The sequence below is a fragment of the Mycobacterium sp. 155 genome (assembly GCF_000373905.1).
GTDB lineage: Bacteria > Actinomycetota > Actinomycetes > Mycobacteriales > Mycobacteriaceae > Mycobacterium.
Genome location: NZ_KB892705.1, coordinates 807,328 through 825,480, shown reverse-complemented (window position 1 = coordinate 825,480; position 18,153 = coordinate 807,328). Strand labels below are relative to the sequence as shown.

At 60.1% G+C, this 18,153-nt stretch carries 18 protein-coding genes and 2 pseudogenes; 9 read left to right on the top strand and 11 right to left on the bottom strand.

The genetic code is table 11. The features are described from left to right. Nucleotides 1-2: 2 nt before the first annotated feature. From B133_RS22345 to B133_RS0103775, 3 genes are all read right to left on the bottom strand, one after another. On the bottom strand, nt 3-1,877 hold the full coding sequence (locus B133_RS22345) for a hypothetical protein (RefSeq protein ID WP_036418387.1): 1,875 nt from the start codon (nt 1,875-1,877) through the stop codon (nt 3-5). After that, complete coding sequence (locus tag B133_RS22340) at nt 1,874-3,040, bottom strand: DNA cytosine methyltransferase (protein ID WP_051088025.1); 1,167 nt, start codon at nt 3,038-3,040, stop codon at nt 1,874-1,876. Before B133_RS22340 ends, B133_RS22345 begins: the two co-directional genes overlap by 4 nt. A gap of 160 nt (nt 3,041-3,200) precedes the next feature. After that, complete coding sequence (locus B133_RS0103775) at nt 3,201-3,518, bottom strand: hypothetical protein (protein ID WP_018599379.1); 318 nt, start codon at nt 3,516-3,518, stop codon at nt 3,201-3,203. 286 nt (nt 3,519-3,804) lie between these two features. Here B133_RS0103775 and B133_RS24230 point away from each other — a divergent pair, with 286 nt between their 5' ends. Continuing rightward, the gene (locus B133_RS24230; protein WP_157625776.1) at nt 3,805-4,047 is read left to right on the top strand and encodes a hypothetical protein; all 243 of its coding nucleotides are present in this window, start codon (nt 3,805-3,807) and stop codon (nt 4,045-4,047) included. A 12-nt stretch (nt 4,048-4,059) separates the two neighbouring features. Here B133_RS24230 and B133_RS25255 read toward each other — a convergent pair whose 3' ends face one another. The 4 genes from B133_RS25255 to B133_RS0103750 all read right to left on the bottom strand — a co-directional run bounded on the left by B133_RS25255 (nt 4,060) and on the right by B133_RS0103750 (nt 7,223). Then, on the bottom strand, nt 4,060-4,230 hold the full coding sequence (locus B133_RS25255) for a hypothetical protein (RefSeq protein ID WP_018599377.1): 171 nt from the start codon (nt 4,228-4,230) through the stop codon (nt 4,060-4,062). Next, on the bottom strand, nt 4,227-4,358 hold the full coding sequence (locus tag B133_RS25250; protein ID WP_369751439.1) for a hypothetical protein: 132 nt from the start codon (nt 4,356-4,358) through the stop codon (nt 4,227-4,229). The genes B133_RS25255 and B133_RS25250 overlap by 4 nt, the downstream gene beginning before the upstream one ends. A gap of 78 nt (nt 4,359-4,436) precedes the next feature. Next, a complete protein-coding gene (locus tag B133_RS0103755; RefSeq protein ID WP_018599375.1) occupies nt 4,437-5,885 on the bottom strand; it encodes a hypothetical protein in 1,449 nt (482 codons plus the stop codon). 159 nt (nt 5,886-6,044) lie between these two features. Then, nucleotides 6,045-7,223, bottom strand: a complete 1,179-nt coding sequence (locus B133_RS0103750; RefSeq protein ID WP_018599374.1) for a hypothetical protein — start codon at nt 7,221-7,223, stop codon at nt 6,045-6,047. A gap of 416 nt (nt 7,224-7,639) precedes the next feature. On the opposite strand from B133_RS0103750, the gene B133_RS23520 reads away from it, so the two are divergent. Together B133_RS23520 and B133_RS23245 are read left to right on the top strand one after the other, a co-directional pair. Next, on the top strand, nt 7,640-8,188 hold the full coding sequence (locus B133_RS23520) for a uracil-DNA glycosylase family protein (RefSeq protein WP_232423250.1): 549 nt from the start codon (nt 7,640-7,642) through the stop codon (nt 8,186-8,188). A 117-nt stretch (nt 8,189-8,305) separates the two neighbouring features. Further along, complete coding sequence (locus B133_RS23245) at nt 8,306-8,506, top strand: hypothetical protein (RefSeq protein WP_018599373.1); 201 nt, start codon at nt 8,306-8,308, stop codon at nt 8,504-8,506. Between the two features lie 195 nt (nt 8,507-8,701). Here the strand turns inward: B133_RS23245 and B133_RS24820 are convergent, their stop codons facing one another. Next, nucleotides 8,702-8,872 carry a hypothetical protein gene (locus B133_RS24820; protein ID WP_018599372.1) on the bottom strand — a complete coding sequence of 57 codons (171 nt, stop codon included), beginning with the start codon at nt 8,870-8,872 and terminating at the stop codon, nt 8,702-8,704. Nucleotides 8,873-9,172: 300 nt separating this feature from the next. Here B133_RS24820 and B133_RS0103735 point away from each other — a divergent pair, with 300 nt between their 5' ends. Continuing rightward, entirely contained in the window at nt 9,173-9,520 is a 348-nt protein-coding gene (locus tag B133_RS0103735; RefSeq protein ID WP_026255931.1) for a hypothetical protein, read from the top strand. Nucleotides 9,521-9,554: 34 nt separating this feature from the next. Here the strand turns inward: B133_RS0103735 and B133_RS0103730 are convergent, their stop codons facing one another. Continuing rightward, nucleotides 9,555-10,478 (bottom strand): hypothetical protein, encoded by a 924-nt coding sequence (locus B133_RS0103730; RefSeq protein ID WP_018599370.1) that lies wholly within the window; start codon nt 10,476-10,478, stop codon nt 9,555-9,557. After that, on the bottom strand, nt 10,435-10,791 hold the full coding sequence (locus tag B133_RS23515) for a hypothetical protein (RefSeq protein ID WP_232423249.1): 357 nt from the start codon (nt 10,789-10,791) through the stop codon (nt 10,435-10,437). The genes B133_RS0103730 and B133_RS23515 overlap by 44 nt, the downstream gene beginning before the upstream one ends. A 513-nt stretch (nt 10,792-11,304) precedes the next feature. Between B133_RS23515 and B133_RS24815 the strand changes: the two are divergent. After that, nucleotides 11,305-11,547 (top strand): annotated as a pseudogene (locus tag B133_RS24815) (DNA/RNA non-specific endonuclease); the annotation flags it as partial. Here B133_RS24815 and B133_RS0103720 read toward each other — a convergent pair. Further along, nucleotides 11,533-11,778, bottom strand: coding sequence for a helix-turn-helix domain-containing protein (locus tag B133_RS0103720; RefSeq protein WP_018599368.1), 246 nt, complete (start codon nt 11,776-11,778; stop codon nt 11,533-11,535). The pseudogene B133_RS24815 and the gene B133_RS0103720 sit on opposite strands and share 15 nt — an antisense overlap. A gap of 270 nt (nt 11,779-12,048) precedes the next feature. Between B133_RS0103720 and B133_RS0103715 the strand changes: the two genes are divergently transcribed. From B133_RS0103715 to B133_RS23505, 4 genes and pseudogenes are all read left to right on the top strand, one after another. Next, nucleotides 12,049-12,399, top strand: a complete 351-nt coding sequence (locus B133_RS0103715) for an S-adenosylmethionine decarboxylase (protein WP_018599367.1) — start codon at nt 12,049-12,051, stop codon at nt 12,397-12,399. 1 nt (nt 12,400) lies between these two features. Further along, the gene (locus tag B133_RS0103710) at nt 12,401-13,228 is read left to right on the top strand and encodes a hypothetical protein (protein WP_018599366.1); all 828 of its coding nucleotides are present in this window, start codon (nt 12,401-12,403) and stop codon (nt 13,226-13,228) included. A 24-nt stretch (nt 13,229-13,252) separates the two neighbouring features. Next, the gene (locus B133_RS0103705) at nt 13,253-15,457 is read left to right on the top strand and encodes a sensor histidine kinase (RefSeq protein ID WP_081618170.1); all 2,205 of its coding nucleotides are present in this window, start codon (nt 13,253-13,255) and stop codon (nt 15,455-15,457) included. Between the two features lie 328 nt (nt 15,458-15,785). Continuing rightward, a pseudogene (locus tag B133_RS23505) lies at nt 15,786-16,889 on the top strand (IS630 family transposase). The last annotated feature ends 1,264 nt before the right edge of the window (nt 16,890-18,153 follow it).

The following is an 18,153-nucleotide window of genomic DNA, read 5'->3' as shown; positions in this document are numbered from 1 at the left end:
CATCAAAGACCTCGCCCGACGAAGTATGGCATCGATATCGTCACCAAGGCTGGCGGGTTCGAGTCTGGATCCGCAACTCTCAAGGCCGAGTCCGACGCGAGGTGAGCCGCGAGACTCCCATAGAAGCCGCGAAGATCGTTCATCTCGGCAACGCCCTGACCGACTGGCCCTTGAAAATCCGCCGCCTCCCGTATTGCCTCATACATCCGAGGGGTGATGCGAAGGGCAAGGTCGTTGTTCCCTTCGGCGAGCATTTCGACCTCGATGTGGTCGACGTCGAGCAAGTCTTCGACCAAACCTCGGTCTGGCACACGAAGCGACAGATTTTCCAGCTGAACCTGGCTATGGACCAGCGAGGGTCGGGCAGGTCGGAACGACCCGGGGTCGCGGGCGAACAGACAGGCTGGGTCGGGAATAATAAGCCCCTCATTCGGGCTGGAAAAACCGGTGACGAGGAAGTTAAGCCCGCGAACCAGATTCTTGAGCTCAATGACGGTGTCCGCGTTAGCCGCCGTCTTCCTGGCGAGCTCGATAAGATCTGCAATATACCTGTAATCGAGGAGACGGCGGGCGGCGGCGACTGGCCCGCCTGTTTCGTCTGAAGCTTCGAAGTAAACGCGTTGCCGCCACAGCGTCTCCGCCGGAGCGTTGGAGACGCCGTCGCCAAGCACCAGCGCACCTAGGCCGTCGTCCACTCGCGTCGGATCTTCGTCGGTGCTGACCATCTCTCCCAGCGCATAGAAAGTCATCACGCCTTGATTCGTTCGTACGCGGTCGAGCGCCGATAGCGACCCAGTAAGCGCTGGCAACCGACCGGGCGTCACTAGGTCGGGACGGGTGACGCTGGGGTCTCCGGCGATCTGCCGAACCCTGTTTGGCGCGCCGCTCGCGTCCCGCAACCAGCCGTCGACCTCCAGATCGCTGACATCGCCAAGACCGGCGCGCCTCATGCCGGTCAATAGTGGAGACCGTTCGGCCGTTCCGACCCCGAGCCCGCCTCCGAGTACCCGGCTGTAGTAGCTATCGGTAGCAACGAACGCGCTGCTGCCAAGGTCTCGATTTCCGCGTTTGACCGATGCGCAGGTTTGGTTACCGACAATTGCCCACGACAGGATTGCGAGCACCTCGCGGAGCGTTGGTACTGCCTCCCCGGTGCCCAGCCGCACCAACGTGCGCAATTGTTCGCGCACTCGTGGATCGCGAAGGCGCTCGGCATTTGTGCGCATAGGGCAATTACCTGCATCGAACGGGCAGTCGTTGCACCCCGTCCATAGTTCTTCACGAGTGACGTAGTCGAGCAACTGTTTCCATAGGCGGTCACCGGTCGGGCGTTGGCGATTCACATTTATCACCGTTAAGCCCGGACGAGCTGCCGCGCCTTGACGCAACGCCTCCTCCAGCGTATTAGCGGCACCTGCGTCCCCGATGTCTTCCAGAGCGTCTCGCAACACCCCCTCGTTTGCGCAGATAAGCGTTTGATGGTCCGAATCGAGGGATTTGCCGACCACTTCTGCGCGTTCACGGGATGCAGGCAGACCTGACAGGTCCTTGACGACCCAGCGGCCTTTCGCGACCTCTAGAAGGGCATCGTCGCTAGGCAGGTCGCTATCTACAGCCCGGCAATACGCTTCGGCGACCGCAGTCTTTCCGGTACCGGCATTGCCGGTGAGTACAACGGTTCCTGCGACACCGGATAACGCCCATTCCGTTATATATCTGCCCAGCTTCGTATCAATGTCAGAGCCAAGCGTCTCTCCGAGCATGGCGAAATGCTCGCGGTATGCACCTGCCTGGTCTGCGCTAAAGACTGACAGGGACCGTAATGCGGCGACGACAGGCAGTTCCGCGTTCTCATCGACAGCTGCTCCGACAGTCACTGACTTGCGGCCTTTCGATTGCCCCCCACAGGCACACTTTTCAGCATCGGTTCACCACGTCTCGCTGCCAGTAACTCACGCCCGGTGCGGGGTCGCACACCGCCCGCAAGCAATGACTCTGCAACGGCTCCGACAATAACCTCCGCCGATGGTGGCGGCACCGCGTTGCCGATCTGGCGCCGAACTCGCGGGTATGCCGAACGTAGGTCGCGTGGGCCGTCCCCGAACTGGAACACGAAGTCGTCTGGGAAGCCTTGGAGACGTGCCTTCTCGCGATTAGTCAGTCGCCGAGGCTCGACGTGATGGTAGCCGTGCGTGCCTCCGCCACCACCGGCGATAATCGTGTACGAGGGCTTGTCGGGGTCGAGCCTTCGGTAGACGTGGCTGATGAGACCCTTCACCGCAAGTCTGTGCCCCTCAGGCACCGCCTCGTAATTGCCGCCTGGTGGTATCAACTTCAAGCGCTCCACGACATCACGCGAATCCATCCCCAGCTCATGATTCGGCGAATTCGCCGGCAATGGCACGTCATCAAGCACCTGGCGAACCGTGAGCGGCGCACCTGCAAACGGTGTCGGAACTATTGGCGGGCGAATTCCGATGTCCCGGCGGACGCCGATGACGATTAGTCGTTCGCGATGTTGAGCGACTCCCAGATCCGCCATGTCGACAACCTGGGCGCTGACGTCGTAGTGGACACCCGCTATGGCCTTTTTCCTCGTCGAGCGGCCCGCGAAGCTGCTCGGCGATTTGAGTGCATGCCGCACAAGAGTCCACGCCGCTCCACGGTTCGCCGAGAGGAGGCCGGGCACATTTTCGAGTACGAATGCGGCGGGTCGAAGTTGATCGAGGAATCGCGCAACTTGCCGAAATAAGTTCCCGCGAGCAGTAATGAGGCCGTCGTGATTCCAGAGCGTGGAGTAATCCTGGCACGGTGGCCCTGCCAGCAGGATGTCGCAAGGGACATCCGGAACTGGCGTCGCTGTGATGTCACCCTCGACGATGTGTTCGCCGAGGTTGCGCTTGTACGTCTCGACGGCCCAGTGTTCGTTGTCGATAGCCCAGACGACTCTCGCCCTGTCCGACATCTCAGCGCCAAGGTCCATGCCACCACAGCCCGAGAAGAGCGATACCGCGGCGTAACGCTTCGGTGTTGGCGCCATCAGAGCCGTCCCCTCCCGCCACTGGCTACCTGGGTATAGCAACCTAGCGCACGGAGAACTCCGGGTCGGATGCGGATAGATGGCATGGTCAACATGCGAGCAACGCTATATAGAGGGTCCGACAGATTCTTGGATTGGCGCGCCGAGCCCAGAGTGTCTTCTAGTCATCGTCCCCAATAGCCGCCAGGAGCAGCGAGATCTTGCCAAGATCACCGGCAATCACATCGGCCGACGCGAACGGACAGCCCGGATGGTCAAGGATCCCGCCGGACCAGAACTGGTGTATCCCGAACGCAAGAAGGCGGTCCATCAGGTCTGTGGGCGGCATAACTTTCGTCATCGGAGTTGGCATCGTGTTACCACATCTGATGAACTTTCGGTCGCAGGTCAAAAGCACGTCGGCACCACAGAGAACGGCGTCGCTCATGATGTCGCGATCGCGAATCATCGCTGGGAACGCAGCCAGAAGATCCTTCATCGGATCGCTCGGAAGTTTGTGCAATCTGTCAACCTCTGCTTGGAGCAGATCCCGGAGGTCAGGCTGTCCCCCATCGCTCAGTCTGAAAGGTAAGTGCGTCGGCGATTGCGTCGATAGCGCAGTGCCGTCGCGACCGATCTACAGAACTCGCAGGCCGTTTCTCGTCATCGAGGAGAGCCGGCACAACGACGAAACGGATGTCCCGCACGGACCACCAGTTGACCAACATTCCGAGGGCGGTCAACTCGTCGTTAAGCCCGACCGATCGGCCGACCACGGTCCCCTGGTGGTGGCTTGGGATTCCAACGTCGTCATCTACTTCTTGAAATACGGACGGCAGATTGTAGACGGCGAAGAGATCGATGGTGTCGGCCATATCGTCCAGCCAGGTTTCGAGCCACCGCTGCAACAGCCGCTCTACCCGGTCCCACTCCTCGGGCGTGTAGCCGCCACGCCTGGTGCGCGTCGGGTCTATGACGCAACGGTAGAGGGCTGTCTCGATCTCACCCGGATTGTGACTACCCGGTGAAGTCCGCCGACTCTACCGACGCGCCTTCTCCAACGCCGCCCCGAAACCACTGTCGTCGCCCGACACGAGGCGGCTAGGTCCGGCCGAGACGCCGTAATCGCGAGCAGCGATCGGCCGGGCGGCGTAGTGCTCGCGCACCCGTCGCGCGAGCGGCGCCTCGACCGTGCTGCTCGCTGACTTCACGAACGCCCCAGCCGCTCCAGGAGGACAAGTATGTCTTTCGCCGCGACGCCGAATTCGGCCAACTCGTGAACGCGAACCTTGCCCTGTGCCATGAGGGCGTCCACATCTGTTGCCGTGTGAACGAGCACCTCGAACAAGCGTGACACGTAGCACCGACAAAATCTGGTGACGCACCGCGCTTACATCAACGGAAGGGCAGATACCCCTCACCACCGCATCCCGAAGCCGAGCTGCTGGCGAAACTCCCTGAGGTCGTTGTAGTCGGGCGACTTGACCTCGGGCTGACGGATTGGCCGCGCAACCGGGTCGAGCTTGTGGACATAGCGGTCACACCATTGCAGCCACTCCTCGGCGGCAGTGCGCTCCTCCGAGGAAGCCATCGCCGTGACTCGATCGCGCTGCGCGGCGAGGTATGCGCGCAATCGGTTCGCCAATTCCCAGTCGCCGAGGTCTGCTGTCAGCCGCTCCCCCAACGCATGCTGCATGTACGCATCACGGGCAAGCGCATCCTCGCGTGCCTCGCGATCCCGCTTTTCGATTTCAGCGCGGCGTTCAGCTTCCTTGCCCTCGGCATCGATAACAGCCCAGCGGTCGAAGGTCATGATCACGTCGGGTAGCCGAGTTGCGAGAGAGATTGTCTTTGTCTCAGTCCACGACAACTTGGACGAGAACCGGCTGTTGGTGTCGAGGGCGACGCTCAAGCGGTTGGACGGCACATAGTCATAGCGCCTGGGACCCCAACCGTACTTCTTCTCGCGCTCGATCTCCTCCCGTGTCGGCACGTGATCCACTCGGTCTTTCGGCTGCCAAATGTCGACCGAGCACTCGATGTCGCCGACTTTGACAATCAGGTCACCGTTGAGATTGCTGCTGTCTTGGCGATCGCCGTGGCGGTCGCGGGTCGGCACGCGCACTGAGTGTCCGCGGGCCTCCGCCTCTTTCGCGAGCGCATGAAGGAGACGAAACGCCCTCCCGCGCAGTTCTTTTCCAATGGAGTCGAGACGCTTCTCCTCGCGCAGTTTCGCGACGGCTGGATGCCATCGCCCGATACGTTCAATCGACAGGGTCTCCGCCAGCGGCGTGGTCTGCCAGTCAGACACAGACGACAGCCGGAACACGACATGGTGGTAGGTCTTGCCGCGCACCATGAGCACTTCCTGGCCGTCCGGGGCCATGCCGCGCCGGTTGATGATGCCGACCAGGCTGCGGTAGCTGGTGTCATCGTCCTTGGTGTTGATCTCCAGGATTCCGCCGGCGTCGACGATGTCCTGGACCAGCTTGCGCGTCGGGGTCAGGCCATCGGCTGGCGGTTGTTGCTTGGGGCGCGCAGCTGCACCGGTCGGATTTGCCGCAACAGGTCGATGGGCAATCGCAGCGGGGCAGGTCGGCGTGTCAAGTTCGACTCGAACCGTATGCCTTCGCTTGGCCCAATGACCGTGGGGATACGTGTCATTAGTGAGGTAGTGCTCGCCTGCGGGCAGGATCGCCGCGCTCCACTGGCCGCCGCGCTTGGATACCGTCACCAGGCGACGCGAAGCAAGTGCGTTGGCCGTCGTCTTGAAGGTAAAATCAGTCCAGCGGCCGTCCGGGCAATCGTCGTATATCCAGCGGAGAACGTCGACCTGGCGTGCATTGAGCGGAGCGTCGAGTGCCACATGACTATTGGATCAAGATCGGCAGGTTCCTGCAGGGCTGCCGATTCCATGAGATCCCGTAGCCATGCGCAAAACGACTCCACCGATTCCGCAGTGCCTCGGTGAGGCGACCAGGCAGGAATCAACCTCATGCGGCCGTCACGAATAGCACAGACGGCGCTAGTCGTGACCCTGCTGAAATCCCTTGGGAACGAACGGTAAATACGACGTGCTGCCGGTGGTCGGCGTGTGGATATCCTGTGGCCGGAGCGGTAGCTCGACCTCCCGCATGGCTGGCTGATGTTCTTCGTCTGCAGGGTTCCAGTCGTCAGGAATGTTATAGATCGAGATGTGATGGTTGGTCCCATCAACGTCACCGTCAGGCTTTGTCTTGATGAGTTCAGATGACATACGGCGCATGAGGTTTGCGGCCCTTTGCACCGGACCATAGACCGCCATCTCGACGGATCCCATTGCGATACACCAGACCGTGCCAGGCCTTCCTATGTGTCGGCGACGTGCAACGTTCCATAGCGAGTCAATCGCGAGGGTGATGAGGTACGTGACCGTGAGATCTCGTTCTGGGTTGGGATCGTCGATGCTGACGAACCACTGCCCCTCCGATGTCTTCGCAGTCGGATGAAGCTTCTGGTGAAGGTAAACGTGTGCAGGTCCAGTGTGCATTGGAACGGATTCGCCGTCGTGGCCTGTCAAGACCATCTTGGCTGAATCGTCATCCAGATCGATCGCAGTGAGTCCATGCTTCACCGCGTTGTAGAGAAAAGCATCGCCGAGAAAGCGACACGCGCAATCCTGGAGAAGGAATGCGAGAGCCTCCAGTGTGCCGTCGAACTCCTCCTGCGGTACATCAATCTTCGAATCTTCGGACCTCGCTCCACCAAGAAACAACTCGGCGATAGTCGCATGGTCGAAGCCCTCCTTGAGAGCGTCGTACACTCGAACCTTGAACTTCACAAAGTCTGTCGAAGTCGACATGCCCAGCCATGGGCACTCAGGATGATCAATATGCGCAAAATATAAGCGCAACAACGCCTCTGACGCATGGTGCACAATGGCTACCGTCTCAGTTCTCAGGTACCGCATTCTCACGTCGGCTGGAGGCACCTCTCCGCCGCCGAACCGAATGGAAGCGATCTGGCGATCAACCGCGAAGGCCGGCGCGAGGAACGGATCGGGCACCGCCATCAGCGAAAGAACCCGGAAGCGCATCTTGATGAACTCAGAAGGGTCAGCGTTGTAGAACATCGCGTTCAGCTCAGGGAACTGACGTGGATCCAGAAGCCTGCCGTGGTCGTCGGGCTCCTCCCACTTCTTCTTTGAACTGGTGTTCTCTGACATGATCCGCGAGCTTATGCACACCCTCCGACAAACCTCGCGGTCCTCCGCATGCGAACGCGGAGCGCCCACCTTCCCGACGGAGCGAGCGTGGCATCGACGAGCGCGTCGACCTTGACACGGCTTCTACCTGGATCAACGAATCGCGCTACAGGCTGGATTCTAACGATCGGCGCCAACATCCGACTTGTCCTGTCATCGTGTCCGCAAACGCCACGTCGAACTGCGAACGAACAGGGACCATGAACCGGTGAGCAACGTGCGCGAGCGCCAGACGGCCATCATCAGTGAGCGCATCCGGAGCTGCCGTCGATGCGACGGAATGAACGTCCTCGACCAAACACAGGCATTGCCGGGTAACGGATCACCGCAGTCCCCGGTGGTAGTCGTCGGGCAGAGCCTAGGCGGCAAAACCCTGCATGCGAGCCCAGATCCCGTTCACCGGCGGCAGCGGCCGATTTCTCAACCTCGGCCTCAAACGCGCTGGACTCGCCAAGAGCGACGTCTTCACGACGAACGCCGTGCACTGCCATCCACCCGGCAATCGAGCGTCGCTCCCCCACGAAATTGAGAACTGCAGGCCATACCTGCTGCGCGAGTTGGCGATCATTCAGCCACACCTCGTGATCGGACTTGGGAAAGATGCGTCCGCTGCGCTGCGAGGGATCTTCTCCGAAGCACGCGAGTTGCCATGCCCTTCACGCCGCCGCGCGGTCGACGCCGAAACTCGAAGATCCCCGATCTACTTGCAGTCCCTCACCCGTCGTGGATCAAGTACCAGCCGGCGGACGGGCGCGACGCGTACGTTGAGAGTCTCGGCAATGCCCTGCGATGGGGCTTCCGCGATAGGTCCGCTAGCTGAGTTCAATTTCTCCTTCGCCAACGTTGTCGCGGACAAGAACCTGTCGGGCGTCGGTGTCATGCTGGCGTGGCCACCAAGGGAAGAGGAACTGCGGATGTCTGCATGACCCACCGATCGCGATCCGTTCGAGGCGGACCGTCACGCAATCGCTCGGCTGCTACAAGCCCGCGGTGAGGCGCACGCGGCGGCAATCGGCGCCTTGTCTGTCTACCGGCCTGATCATGTGGACAACTGGGACGGCGGGCAGTACGAGGCCACGCTGGAGGTGCCGCCGGAGTTTTACGATCAGGTGGCGGGCGGCGAGTTCGCAGCGGTCATCAGTCAGGCTGCGGAAGCGATCATCGGGCCAGGCCGCTACGCCGGCTTGAACACCCGCGTCCTCGCGCGCAATCGCCGAATCCCGATTGGGTCCACGACGTCGTGAACAGCTTGCGCGCCCGTCACGTCGCGTCAGGGCGCGTCGATCTGGACCAGGTCGCGATCACGCGGTGACCACGCCCAGGCTTCCGTGCACCGCTTCAGCCTTCCTGCTCGATCGAGAGCCACTCGTCGAGGCTGATGCCGAACGCGTGGGCCTGGCAGAGTTCGGCGTCGCGTTGGCAGCCATTCTGGGATCGACTCACTCGATGAACTCTCGCTCGGGATGGCTGGCATCACGCATGTGGATGAAGTAGTCGTAGCCGCCGTGGCCGCGTCTGCGGTCGCGCGCCAACCGCAGCGGCAACGCCAGCCGGTACAGCGCAGTCCCCCGCACACCACGGTCAAGCAGTTCGGCATCCGAATCCAGCACCAACTGCTCGTCAGGTACTGCAGAGCGATCGCCCCCCGATCGGCGTTGTTGAGCCCGGCGATGTCCTGGATGAGCAATTGGTGGTCGATTACCTGGAAGTACAGCCGCTTGTCGAACTCCATTCCGTGCAGGAAGTAGTAGCCGTGCCCGTCGGGCCAGACCACTGCCATCCGCCCGCAGTCCGACCCCTGGCCAGCACGCTAACGACCCCGGGAAATAATCCGTTCCTCAGCTCAGTCAAATCAAAATCGTCGCTCGCTATTGCACGAATATAACCATCGCAATATAATCAAGGCAGATATGAACGATAAACAATACGCAGAGATGTTCAAGTATATGCAATCCGGGTTCGAGGCTGTTCATGCACAGAACACAGAAATGCGGTCGCGGCTGGAACTGCTCACCGGTAAAGTGAACGAGTTGGATGCGAAGGTCGACCACGTAGAAGAACGGCTCACGGCTCGAATCGATAAGATCGATTCGAGAATGGGTAGGGTCGAAGAACGCCTGGATGAAATCGTCGATTCACAGAACGAAATCCTCAACGCTATAGGTCAACGGTTCGATGAGAGCGACAATCTGCACGAACAGCATGGTCAGCAGATAAAGCAGCTGGCCGATCATTCTGGGCTCACACTGGCCGCGTAGGAACACGCTCGATCAGACGCGCCGATCCAGTTGGTCACCCTTCCTCTTGAATCGACAGCCATTCCGCGAGACTGATGCCGAACGCATAAGCCTGGCAGAGTTCGGCATCGCGCTGCTGGCCGATCCAAGGGTCGACCCATTCGATGAACTGGCGTTCGGGGTTGCTGGCGTCACGCATGTGGATGAAGTAGTCGTAGTCGCCATAGCCGGCCACGCGATCACGGGCCAGGCGAGACGGTAGGGGTAACCGGTAGAGCGCCGTCCCTCGCACTCCGCGGTCGATCAGTTCGGCGTCCGAATCCACCACTAGTTGTTCAAAGGTCAAGTACTGCAAGGCGATTGCACGGTGATCGGCGTTATCCAGAGCCGCAATGTCCTGGATCAACAGCTGGTGGTCAATGATTTGGTAGTACAGGCGTTTATCGAATTCGCTGCCGTGGAGAAAGTAGTAGCCGTGGCCATCTGACCAGATGATCGCCTTGCGGCCCGTGTCGTCGTGGAGGACATCAGACCGCCCCTCGGCGAGCCGCACCACAGGCATCGGAACGATAATTGCCGCTCCGCGGGCAGCAATCAGCCATCCCAACCCGTGGCGACTCGCATCACCGAGCTGGCTCGACAGTGAGGAGGCCGAGCCAGCAGACACCACGGCCACTCGGCCGAACCACGCCGACGGTCCCCCTGGCATGTGTTCAAGGACATGGTCGAAGATGATTTCGTGAATACCGCGATGGCCGGGTAGTTCTCGAATACCAATGGCTGACAGGCGATCGTCATGTAACCCGTCAAGCGATGCGCGGTAAAGGGCCCTTTCGAGATTATCGGCTACCACGAACCGCGTTCCGACTTTTGCGTCGTTGGCGCGGTAGAAGTCCGCGACCAGCTCGATGACGCGCGCTCGGTTGAAGGCCACGTCAGTCTGCGACGACACGCTGCGGCGCAACAGAAGAACGAACATCGAACTCGGTCTTGCGGATCACGCGCCAAGCGCCGGCAGCCACCACAAGCTCACGGTGCTGTTGATGCGTCTTGTGGTGACGGAGCGGCGTATCGGTCACGAGGTTAACGAACAGGTCGCCGTTCGTTGCGATGATCTGCTCGAACTCTTCATCGCTCTCAAGGACATGGTGATGGCCCGACTCACTATGGCCGACAATGCAACTCCTGAGTCGCTCAGATTGGCCGCCTGAGGGTATTTCAACGACCGGAAGCAGCAAGATTTCGCCGTGGCGGATGGGAGTGCGTCGAGGCATTATCGTCAACCATTCCATAATCAGAAACCGGGAAGAGAATCCGCATGCGTCCGAATGAACACCCGAACCGCAACGGAGACAGCAATCGTACGGTCCTATGCAGGCGGCCGACAAGGCCGTGTGGCAATCATCTATATCGATAGGCGTACTTCTAAATATCCTCGTACTAAAATAGATTACCTAATCGTAAGCCCGAAGCCAGCTAACTTATTCCCTTGAGTCAAGCTGCCACAAACGTCGACATGCAACGCTGGTTGCCCCCATCCCCCAACGCAGCGCCTGGCCAAGGCATCTCCGGATGCCGGGCCACCAATTCCCGGCTGCTCCAGTCCGGCCCCATACCCGGCCACTGGAGATACGCACTCGTACATGGCAGCTTCGAATCGATGCGGCCCCGGCGCATGGAATCAGGATCTGAACCACCGGGCGCCACTCATGCACCCCACCGTGGACGACAGGTTCAGCGACACGGCGGCCGCGTGAACCACGCCGAGATGACCTGCGACCACGCCCACGAAACCCGGTGATCGCAACACGTATCAGCAGCGGATCACAGGCTGTGACGACCGACTTCCCGGTGGCCACGGTGGGCACATCTTCGGCACGCAGTTCGGAGGCCCGGGCGAGGGAATCAATATCACCGCGATGCGCGACATCCTGAATGCTGTCGGTGAGCGGGACTACTACAACCTCGAGCAGCAATGGCGGACCTACGCGGACGCCAGGCGGCCATTTGAACCCGTACCGAGCGATGGCCGATCACGGAATCGCTAACCCGCTCAACAGTTCCCCCGCATCAATGCCGAGACCACCGGCAATCTTGAGGATGTTATGCAACGTGACGTTGCGCCGTCCGCGCTCTACCTGACCGAGGTAGGTCCAATGCACGCCGATGATCTCGGCGGCTTTCTCCTGGCTCAACCCGAGTTCGTGCCGCCTCGCTGCTACCCGTTGACCAAACTCGCGGGTCGCCGGTGAGATCGGCGACTGTGAGGGTGCGGGCATAGCCCAACCCCATAGGCAGCATGACTATCAATCCAGAGACAATGAATCCCAATACCTTGAATCCTGGTAAATTTCCTCGTACGGTGTGCAGACCGCGCGGGTTGTGGTACCGCGCCACCCCGACGTTTCGCCACTACAGCAAACGGACCGCCACGTGCCCGAGGAGTGATCATCGCGATTCAGCGTCAGATTCGGCGAACCGTCCCGGACGCTGCCGACAAGCGCCTGCCTGGCCAAACTTCGCATCACGTCAGCTCTCATCGACGCCCAATGACCGACTACCGGGACTTAGCGCCGAGCATTCACCGGCAGCGCCTGGTCATCGAAGGCTATCCGCGCGCACCGATTACCGATGACGACATCAAGCACTTTCTGTCGCGCCTATCCAATGAACTCGCAATGACAAAACTCATCGAACCGGTCACGCACCGCAGTGCTACCTACGGCTGGGCCGGCTGGATTCACTGGGAAACCTCTGGCGCACATTTCTACGCGTGGGAACAGCCGCTGCTCTTTTTCAGCGTTGACATCTACACCTGCAAGGCTTTCAGTGCGAGTGCCGCCATTGCGTTCACGCAGCGTTTCTTCGAAGCGTCCGACGTCGCAGCGAAGGAATTTTGAAATGCAGCATCCAGATAGCACTGAGGCATCTGAAGCATTCCGCTGTCGCTACGATCTGTCCGGCGACGACATCACCATCCTCGCCAAGCAGCTACTTGCCACCACGGTCTATGCCACCGACGACCGAGTGGTGTGTTTCCGCGTGTCGGGGCGCAGTGAATTTTCCAACCTCGGACGTGCGGTCGAACACGAGGTGTTTCGTGACGCATTTCCCGGCAACGACGCCGCTTTCATGACCCGCGAGTACGGCCCCTACGAGCACGCAAGCTTCTTCTTCATCGCGATCGATCGGGACGCCGACATGCCGATCGGCGTCCTGCGCATCATCCGCCAGTCAGCGGCCGGGCTCAAGACACTCAACGACCTGGCGCGACCCGAGGCGCCAGTGCAGCTCACCGCGGCCCAAGTCCAACATCAGCACCAGATCGACACCTTCGACAACGTCTGGGACGTCGGTACGTTCGCGATCTTGAGCCAGTACCGCCGCAGCGGCCTGAGCGCCAGTCTGCAGCTCTATCGCGGCTTGTACCGCACTGCCTTGGAAGAGGGAATAGATCACCTGATCGCCATTTTCGACAAACTCCCGTTCCTCGCCGCCACGGGCTACTTGGCGATTCCCATCGTGCCGCTCTGCGGTACCGGCTACTTTTCCTATCTTGGATCGCCGGAAAGCCGCGCCGTTTACGGCCATATACCCAGTTTCAAGCCCGAGGTGAGCCGGCGGTTGGAAGAAATCAAAGACGACCCGGACGGCGTGCGGGCGCTCCGGCAGCTACGTGACGGCACCGCCGATCACGTACTCATATTCAATAACGACTACAAAAACTAATTCGATTATCGTACTATTGGTTTAATGGATGCATTCATCCTCGGTTTAACCTGCACTATCAACCTGGCACTTGGGTCTATTGTCATAGCGCAAAATTACCGCGGGGGTATGCAACGCTCGTTTGTCCTGCTCACGGGTTCGATCTGCCTGTGGATTATCGCCAATTACTGTACGAATCATCCGTTCGGTAATAGCCTTGTGGCCGCTGATATAGCGAACCGCTTGGCATTCGTGTTCGCGATGATCCTGGTGTTCTCCGGACTGCTGTTTACGTTCTACTTTCCCTCCAGACGCCGGCCGCAGACGGCCGAGGCCATCGGGCTGGCAACAGCCTGCATCGTTCTGTCCGGCTTGTCTTTGACGACATGGATCAGCGGCGAGGTCACGCGCGACGGGTTCGGAAATCTGAACTTTTCGATAGGGCCCGGCCTGTGGCTGTATGTTCTGGGCTTCCTGACTGTCGTCGGGTACGCCACTCACAACTTACTGTTCACTCCCCGGCCGGGCGGAGCAGCCCGACGACGGCAGGCCCATTTCGTGTTGTTCGCATTCGCAGCCTCCGCCCTGATCGGGCTTGCGTTGAACGTCATCCTCCCCTTGGTCGCTGCCGATTGGCACACCACCCGGTTTGGTCCGCTCGCCACGGTTATCTTGGTCAGCTCGATGACGTATCTGATCGTCCGCCGCGCCCTGTTCGATATCCGGCTGGCGACCATCAGAACGCTCAGCTATGCGGCGAGCCTGGTGACGCTGTCGGTGGCCTACTACTTGGCTGCCTATCTGATTTCGACCACGGTGCTCGGTGCCGACCTGGCAAGCGCGCTGAACGTCAGTCCGGTCAACGTCATCCTGATGCTGGCATTCGGGCTGGCGTTCTTGTTTCTTCCTGTCAAACGCTTCTTCGACAAGGTGACTGACGACATCTTCTATCGCGACAGCTACAAGGTCGAGGACCTCTTCGCCAGGCTAGGCGAGCTGCTGACGTCAGCCGGCGACCTCGACCTGCTACTGGAACGGACGGCCGAGGAACTGGCATCGGTCTTCAAGGTCGAACAGGCGTTCTTCCTGCTCAGTCGGTTGGACGGGGTATTGGATTCTCCCGTGTCAGCGGGGACCACCAGGCATGCCGCGCTGTCACCCCACGATGTCGAGCTGCTTGACGAGTATGCGACCACGGCCCGGCCCACCGTCATCCTGACCGAGGTGCTCGACGACAACCACAGCGCCGTTCGGCGCATGCTGCAACGTCATCGGATCGCCGTCGTCATGACACTGCGGCATCAAGGAGAGGTCTTCGGATACGTCGCGCTGGGCGACCGCCGCAGTGGCAGCTACACCAAACGGGATGTCGACACGCTCACCGGCACGAGCAATGAACTTGTCATCGCCATCCGGAACGCGCTGTCGCTCCACGAAGTGAAAGACCTGAATGACACGCTGCAACAACGGATTAACGTTGCAACCAAGGAACTGCGGGCGTCCAATGCCAAGCTCAAGCATCTGGACGAAGTCAAAGACGAGTTCATGAGCATGGCCAGCCACCAACTACGGACGCCGTTGGCCGGCGTCAAGGGCAACCTGAGCATGGTGCTCGACGGTGATCTGGGGCCAGTGCGGCCAAAGCAGCACCGGGCATTGCAAGACGCGTTCACCGCCAGTAACCGCATGGTGGGCCTGGTCGCCGACTTCCTGAACGTATCGCGCATCCAGACAGGCAAATTTGTGATCGAGAGGGCGCCGTTCGACCTGCGCGCTGTAACTCAACAAGAGGTCGACAGCCTGCAGCCGATTGCCGCCGATCACCACATGAAGCTGCAGCTCAAGGCCGAAGGACGCGACTTCACCGTCACCGCCGACCAGTCCAAGTTGCGCCAGGTCATCATGAACTTCATCGACAACGCCATCTATTACTCACACCCCGATAGCACCATCACGATCAACCTGGTCAGCGAGAAGAGCGAGGTGGCGCTGACTGTCGTAGACACTGGCATCGGTGTACCTCTGGATCAGCAAGCCCAGCTGTTCAAAAAGTTCTTCCGGGCCAAGAACGCCCGGACCCAGCGTCCGGACGGTACAGGTGTCGGACTGTTTCTGGCACAGAAGGTCATCTCAGGCCACCATGGAACGCTGATCTTCAGCTCGATCGAAGGTAAGGGAAGTACTTTCGGCTTCACGCTGCCGGTTCGAGCAATGGGGCACCGCAAACCACTAGTTCCGGTTCAAAAATAGTCAGCCCAACGTCTTCCACTCCACGGGAGAATGGGCTGCTAACACCAAAACCGGTGGCCCTTGCCGCAGCCCCTTGCCGTGATCTAACCGATCGTGTCAGTCACTTCATGATCACGCCCGCCCGGCACGTTAAACACATCGGAAAAGACTCGTCCGTATCCCCTGAGGCCGAATCTTGGAAGCTATGACCACCGTGGAGAGCGACACGGCCACCATGACGAGGCAATCGACAACACACGGAGACCGATACCCGCTGCAACAAGCCGTTTGCCGGAACTAGTGTCGCGTGTCTGAAGTAGTTTTACGGTGTGGTTTGGGATAATCGTGCATGCGAATTGCGCCGCTGGCATTGCGCGAGGGTGATCGGGACAAGTTGGTGTCGTTGACGCGGTCCTCGACGGTGACCGCGGGGGCGGCGCAGCGGGCGAGGATCGTGCTGTTGGCCGCCGACGGGGTCTCCAACACCGAGATCGCCACGCTCACGGGGGTGTCGCGCCCGACAGTGATCGGATGGCGGGCCCGCTACGACGAGTCGGGAATGGCCGGCCTGGTCGATCTGCCCCGGTCGGGGCGGCCGCGGGAGCTGGATCACAGCGAGATCGTGTCGGCCACCTTACTGCCACCGCCGGCCAAACTCGGTGTCACGCATTGGAGTTCGCGGCTGTTGGCCAAGCAGCTGGGGATCAGCTTCTCGGCGGTGGCCAAGGCCTGGCGGGAATACGGGGTGCAGCCCTAGCGGGCTGAGACGTTCAAGTTCTCCACCGATCCCGAACTGGTCGCCAAGGTCACCGATGTCGTCGGGTTGCACCTGGATCCGCCCGCGAACGCGATCGTGTTGTGCGTCGATGAGAAGAGCCGGATTCAGGCCCTGGACCGCACCCAGCCGATACTGCCGATGCAACCCTGCTCGCCCGAGCGCCGCACCCATGACTACCTCCGCCACGGCACCACCACGTTGTTCGCCGCCCTGGAGGTCGCCACCGGCCAGGTCATCGGCCTGTGCCAGGACCGGCATCGCCACCAGGAGTTCCTGCGGTTCCTCAAGCACGTCGCCCGCGCCTACCCCGACCAGGACCTGCACCTGGTGATGGACAACTACGCCGCCCACAAACGCGTCGAGATCCGCGACTGGCTGACCGAAAACCCGCGCATCCGCGTGCATTTCACCCCGACCTCGGCATCGTGGCTCAACCTCGTCGAGGTCTGGTTCGGCATCATCGAACGCCAAGCCATCCACCGCGGCACCTTCGGCAGCGTCCGCGATCTAATCCAAGCCATCCGCACCTACATCACCGGCTGGAACACACGCGCCCACCCGTTCGCGTGGCCCAAAACCGCCGACGAAATCCTCAAAAAAGCCAACCGTCAACCAACTTCAAACACGCGCCACGCCCACGGGCGCCCCGGGCAAACTTCTCGGAACTATTCCTGAAGGCGCGATCGAACGGACACTGTGGCGTCGAGTTTCACCTACCGTCGATGCGGGCCGTACGTTCATATGGGGTTCCAGATCGGCGTAGCTGGCCGAGACGTTGAGGAGGTGGAGCGACCCGTTGAGGGGGGGCAGTACGGATCCGGCAGCGGACAGCGATCTTCAGCGGGCGGTGCACTGGCCCATCGACGGATTCGATTGCTCGGCGCTCGAATACAAATTAGGAAAAAAAGAAAGGCCCCGATCCAAGGACCGGGGCAACCAAATAGCGTACACAGTTCGATGACAGCACGATCATCTTCTCAGACGTAATCGCGTTTTCGTCTAGCGTGTCCACCTCTGACAGAACGCTTCCCGTGGGTCCATATCTCCGGTTAACCTTCAGTCGCGTCCGCTCTAATGAGCACGAGCAGGCCGCAAATAAACATATACCAGAAACCTAAGCATATGTACCCACTAACACTATTTACTGATTGTGCCCACAGTAACGGTGTGACAATCATGACGCCGAGCATCCCAACCGTCGCGAAAAGCAGGCTAAGTACGACGATAAAGACGCATATCTGGGCCCATCGAACCACTGCCATCTTAAGTAATGTTCTTGCCACTTTCATTCGCCCTCCGGGAGCAGGGGCCCTACTCCTTGTTCAAGCCCTCGCCAGGATGTGCGATGCAATCGTGCGAATTGGTAAGGACTCGAAATACCGTAGGTAACCAAAACCAACCGGGAGGCGGATAACCATTACGCTTCCATCGGCCAAGTGGCGCATCAATAGTGTGTCATAATTGGCGGTAATTTACAACCCATTGATGTTGACCAGACCGAGCATAAAACTCTAAGTCAACTAATATCAAATTTAACAGGCTAGTTCAGGAAATAAGGGTCCAAGGTAAACAGCCGGAAGTTTCGAAGGAAACTGCGCTTGCCGCTACTTGCGCGTACGTTGGGCCCCGCGAACTGCCGCCGTCCAACATCTCGCCCCCTCCGAGTTCTGTGCGAGTGCTCCAGATGCAGGTAACAGCGGCTTCTCGTGGTCCAGCCGTCGCATACGTACCGGGTACGACGTAATCGCCGACGCGGAAAGCCCCGTCACCTGGGATCTGCGCGGGCTGAGCTGAAGCTAAACCACAGCTCAACCCACACAACCCCCAGACGATCCCGGCAATCCTGCCGCCGAACCGTACAGTCATCAGATCTCTCGCCTCGCGCCCGTTGGTAGAAGAACCTCATCGTACAAGTGCGGTGATTGCCCGTATCTAAAGC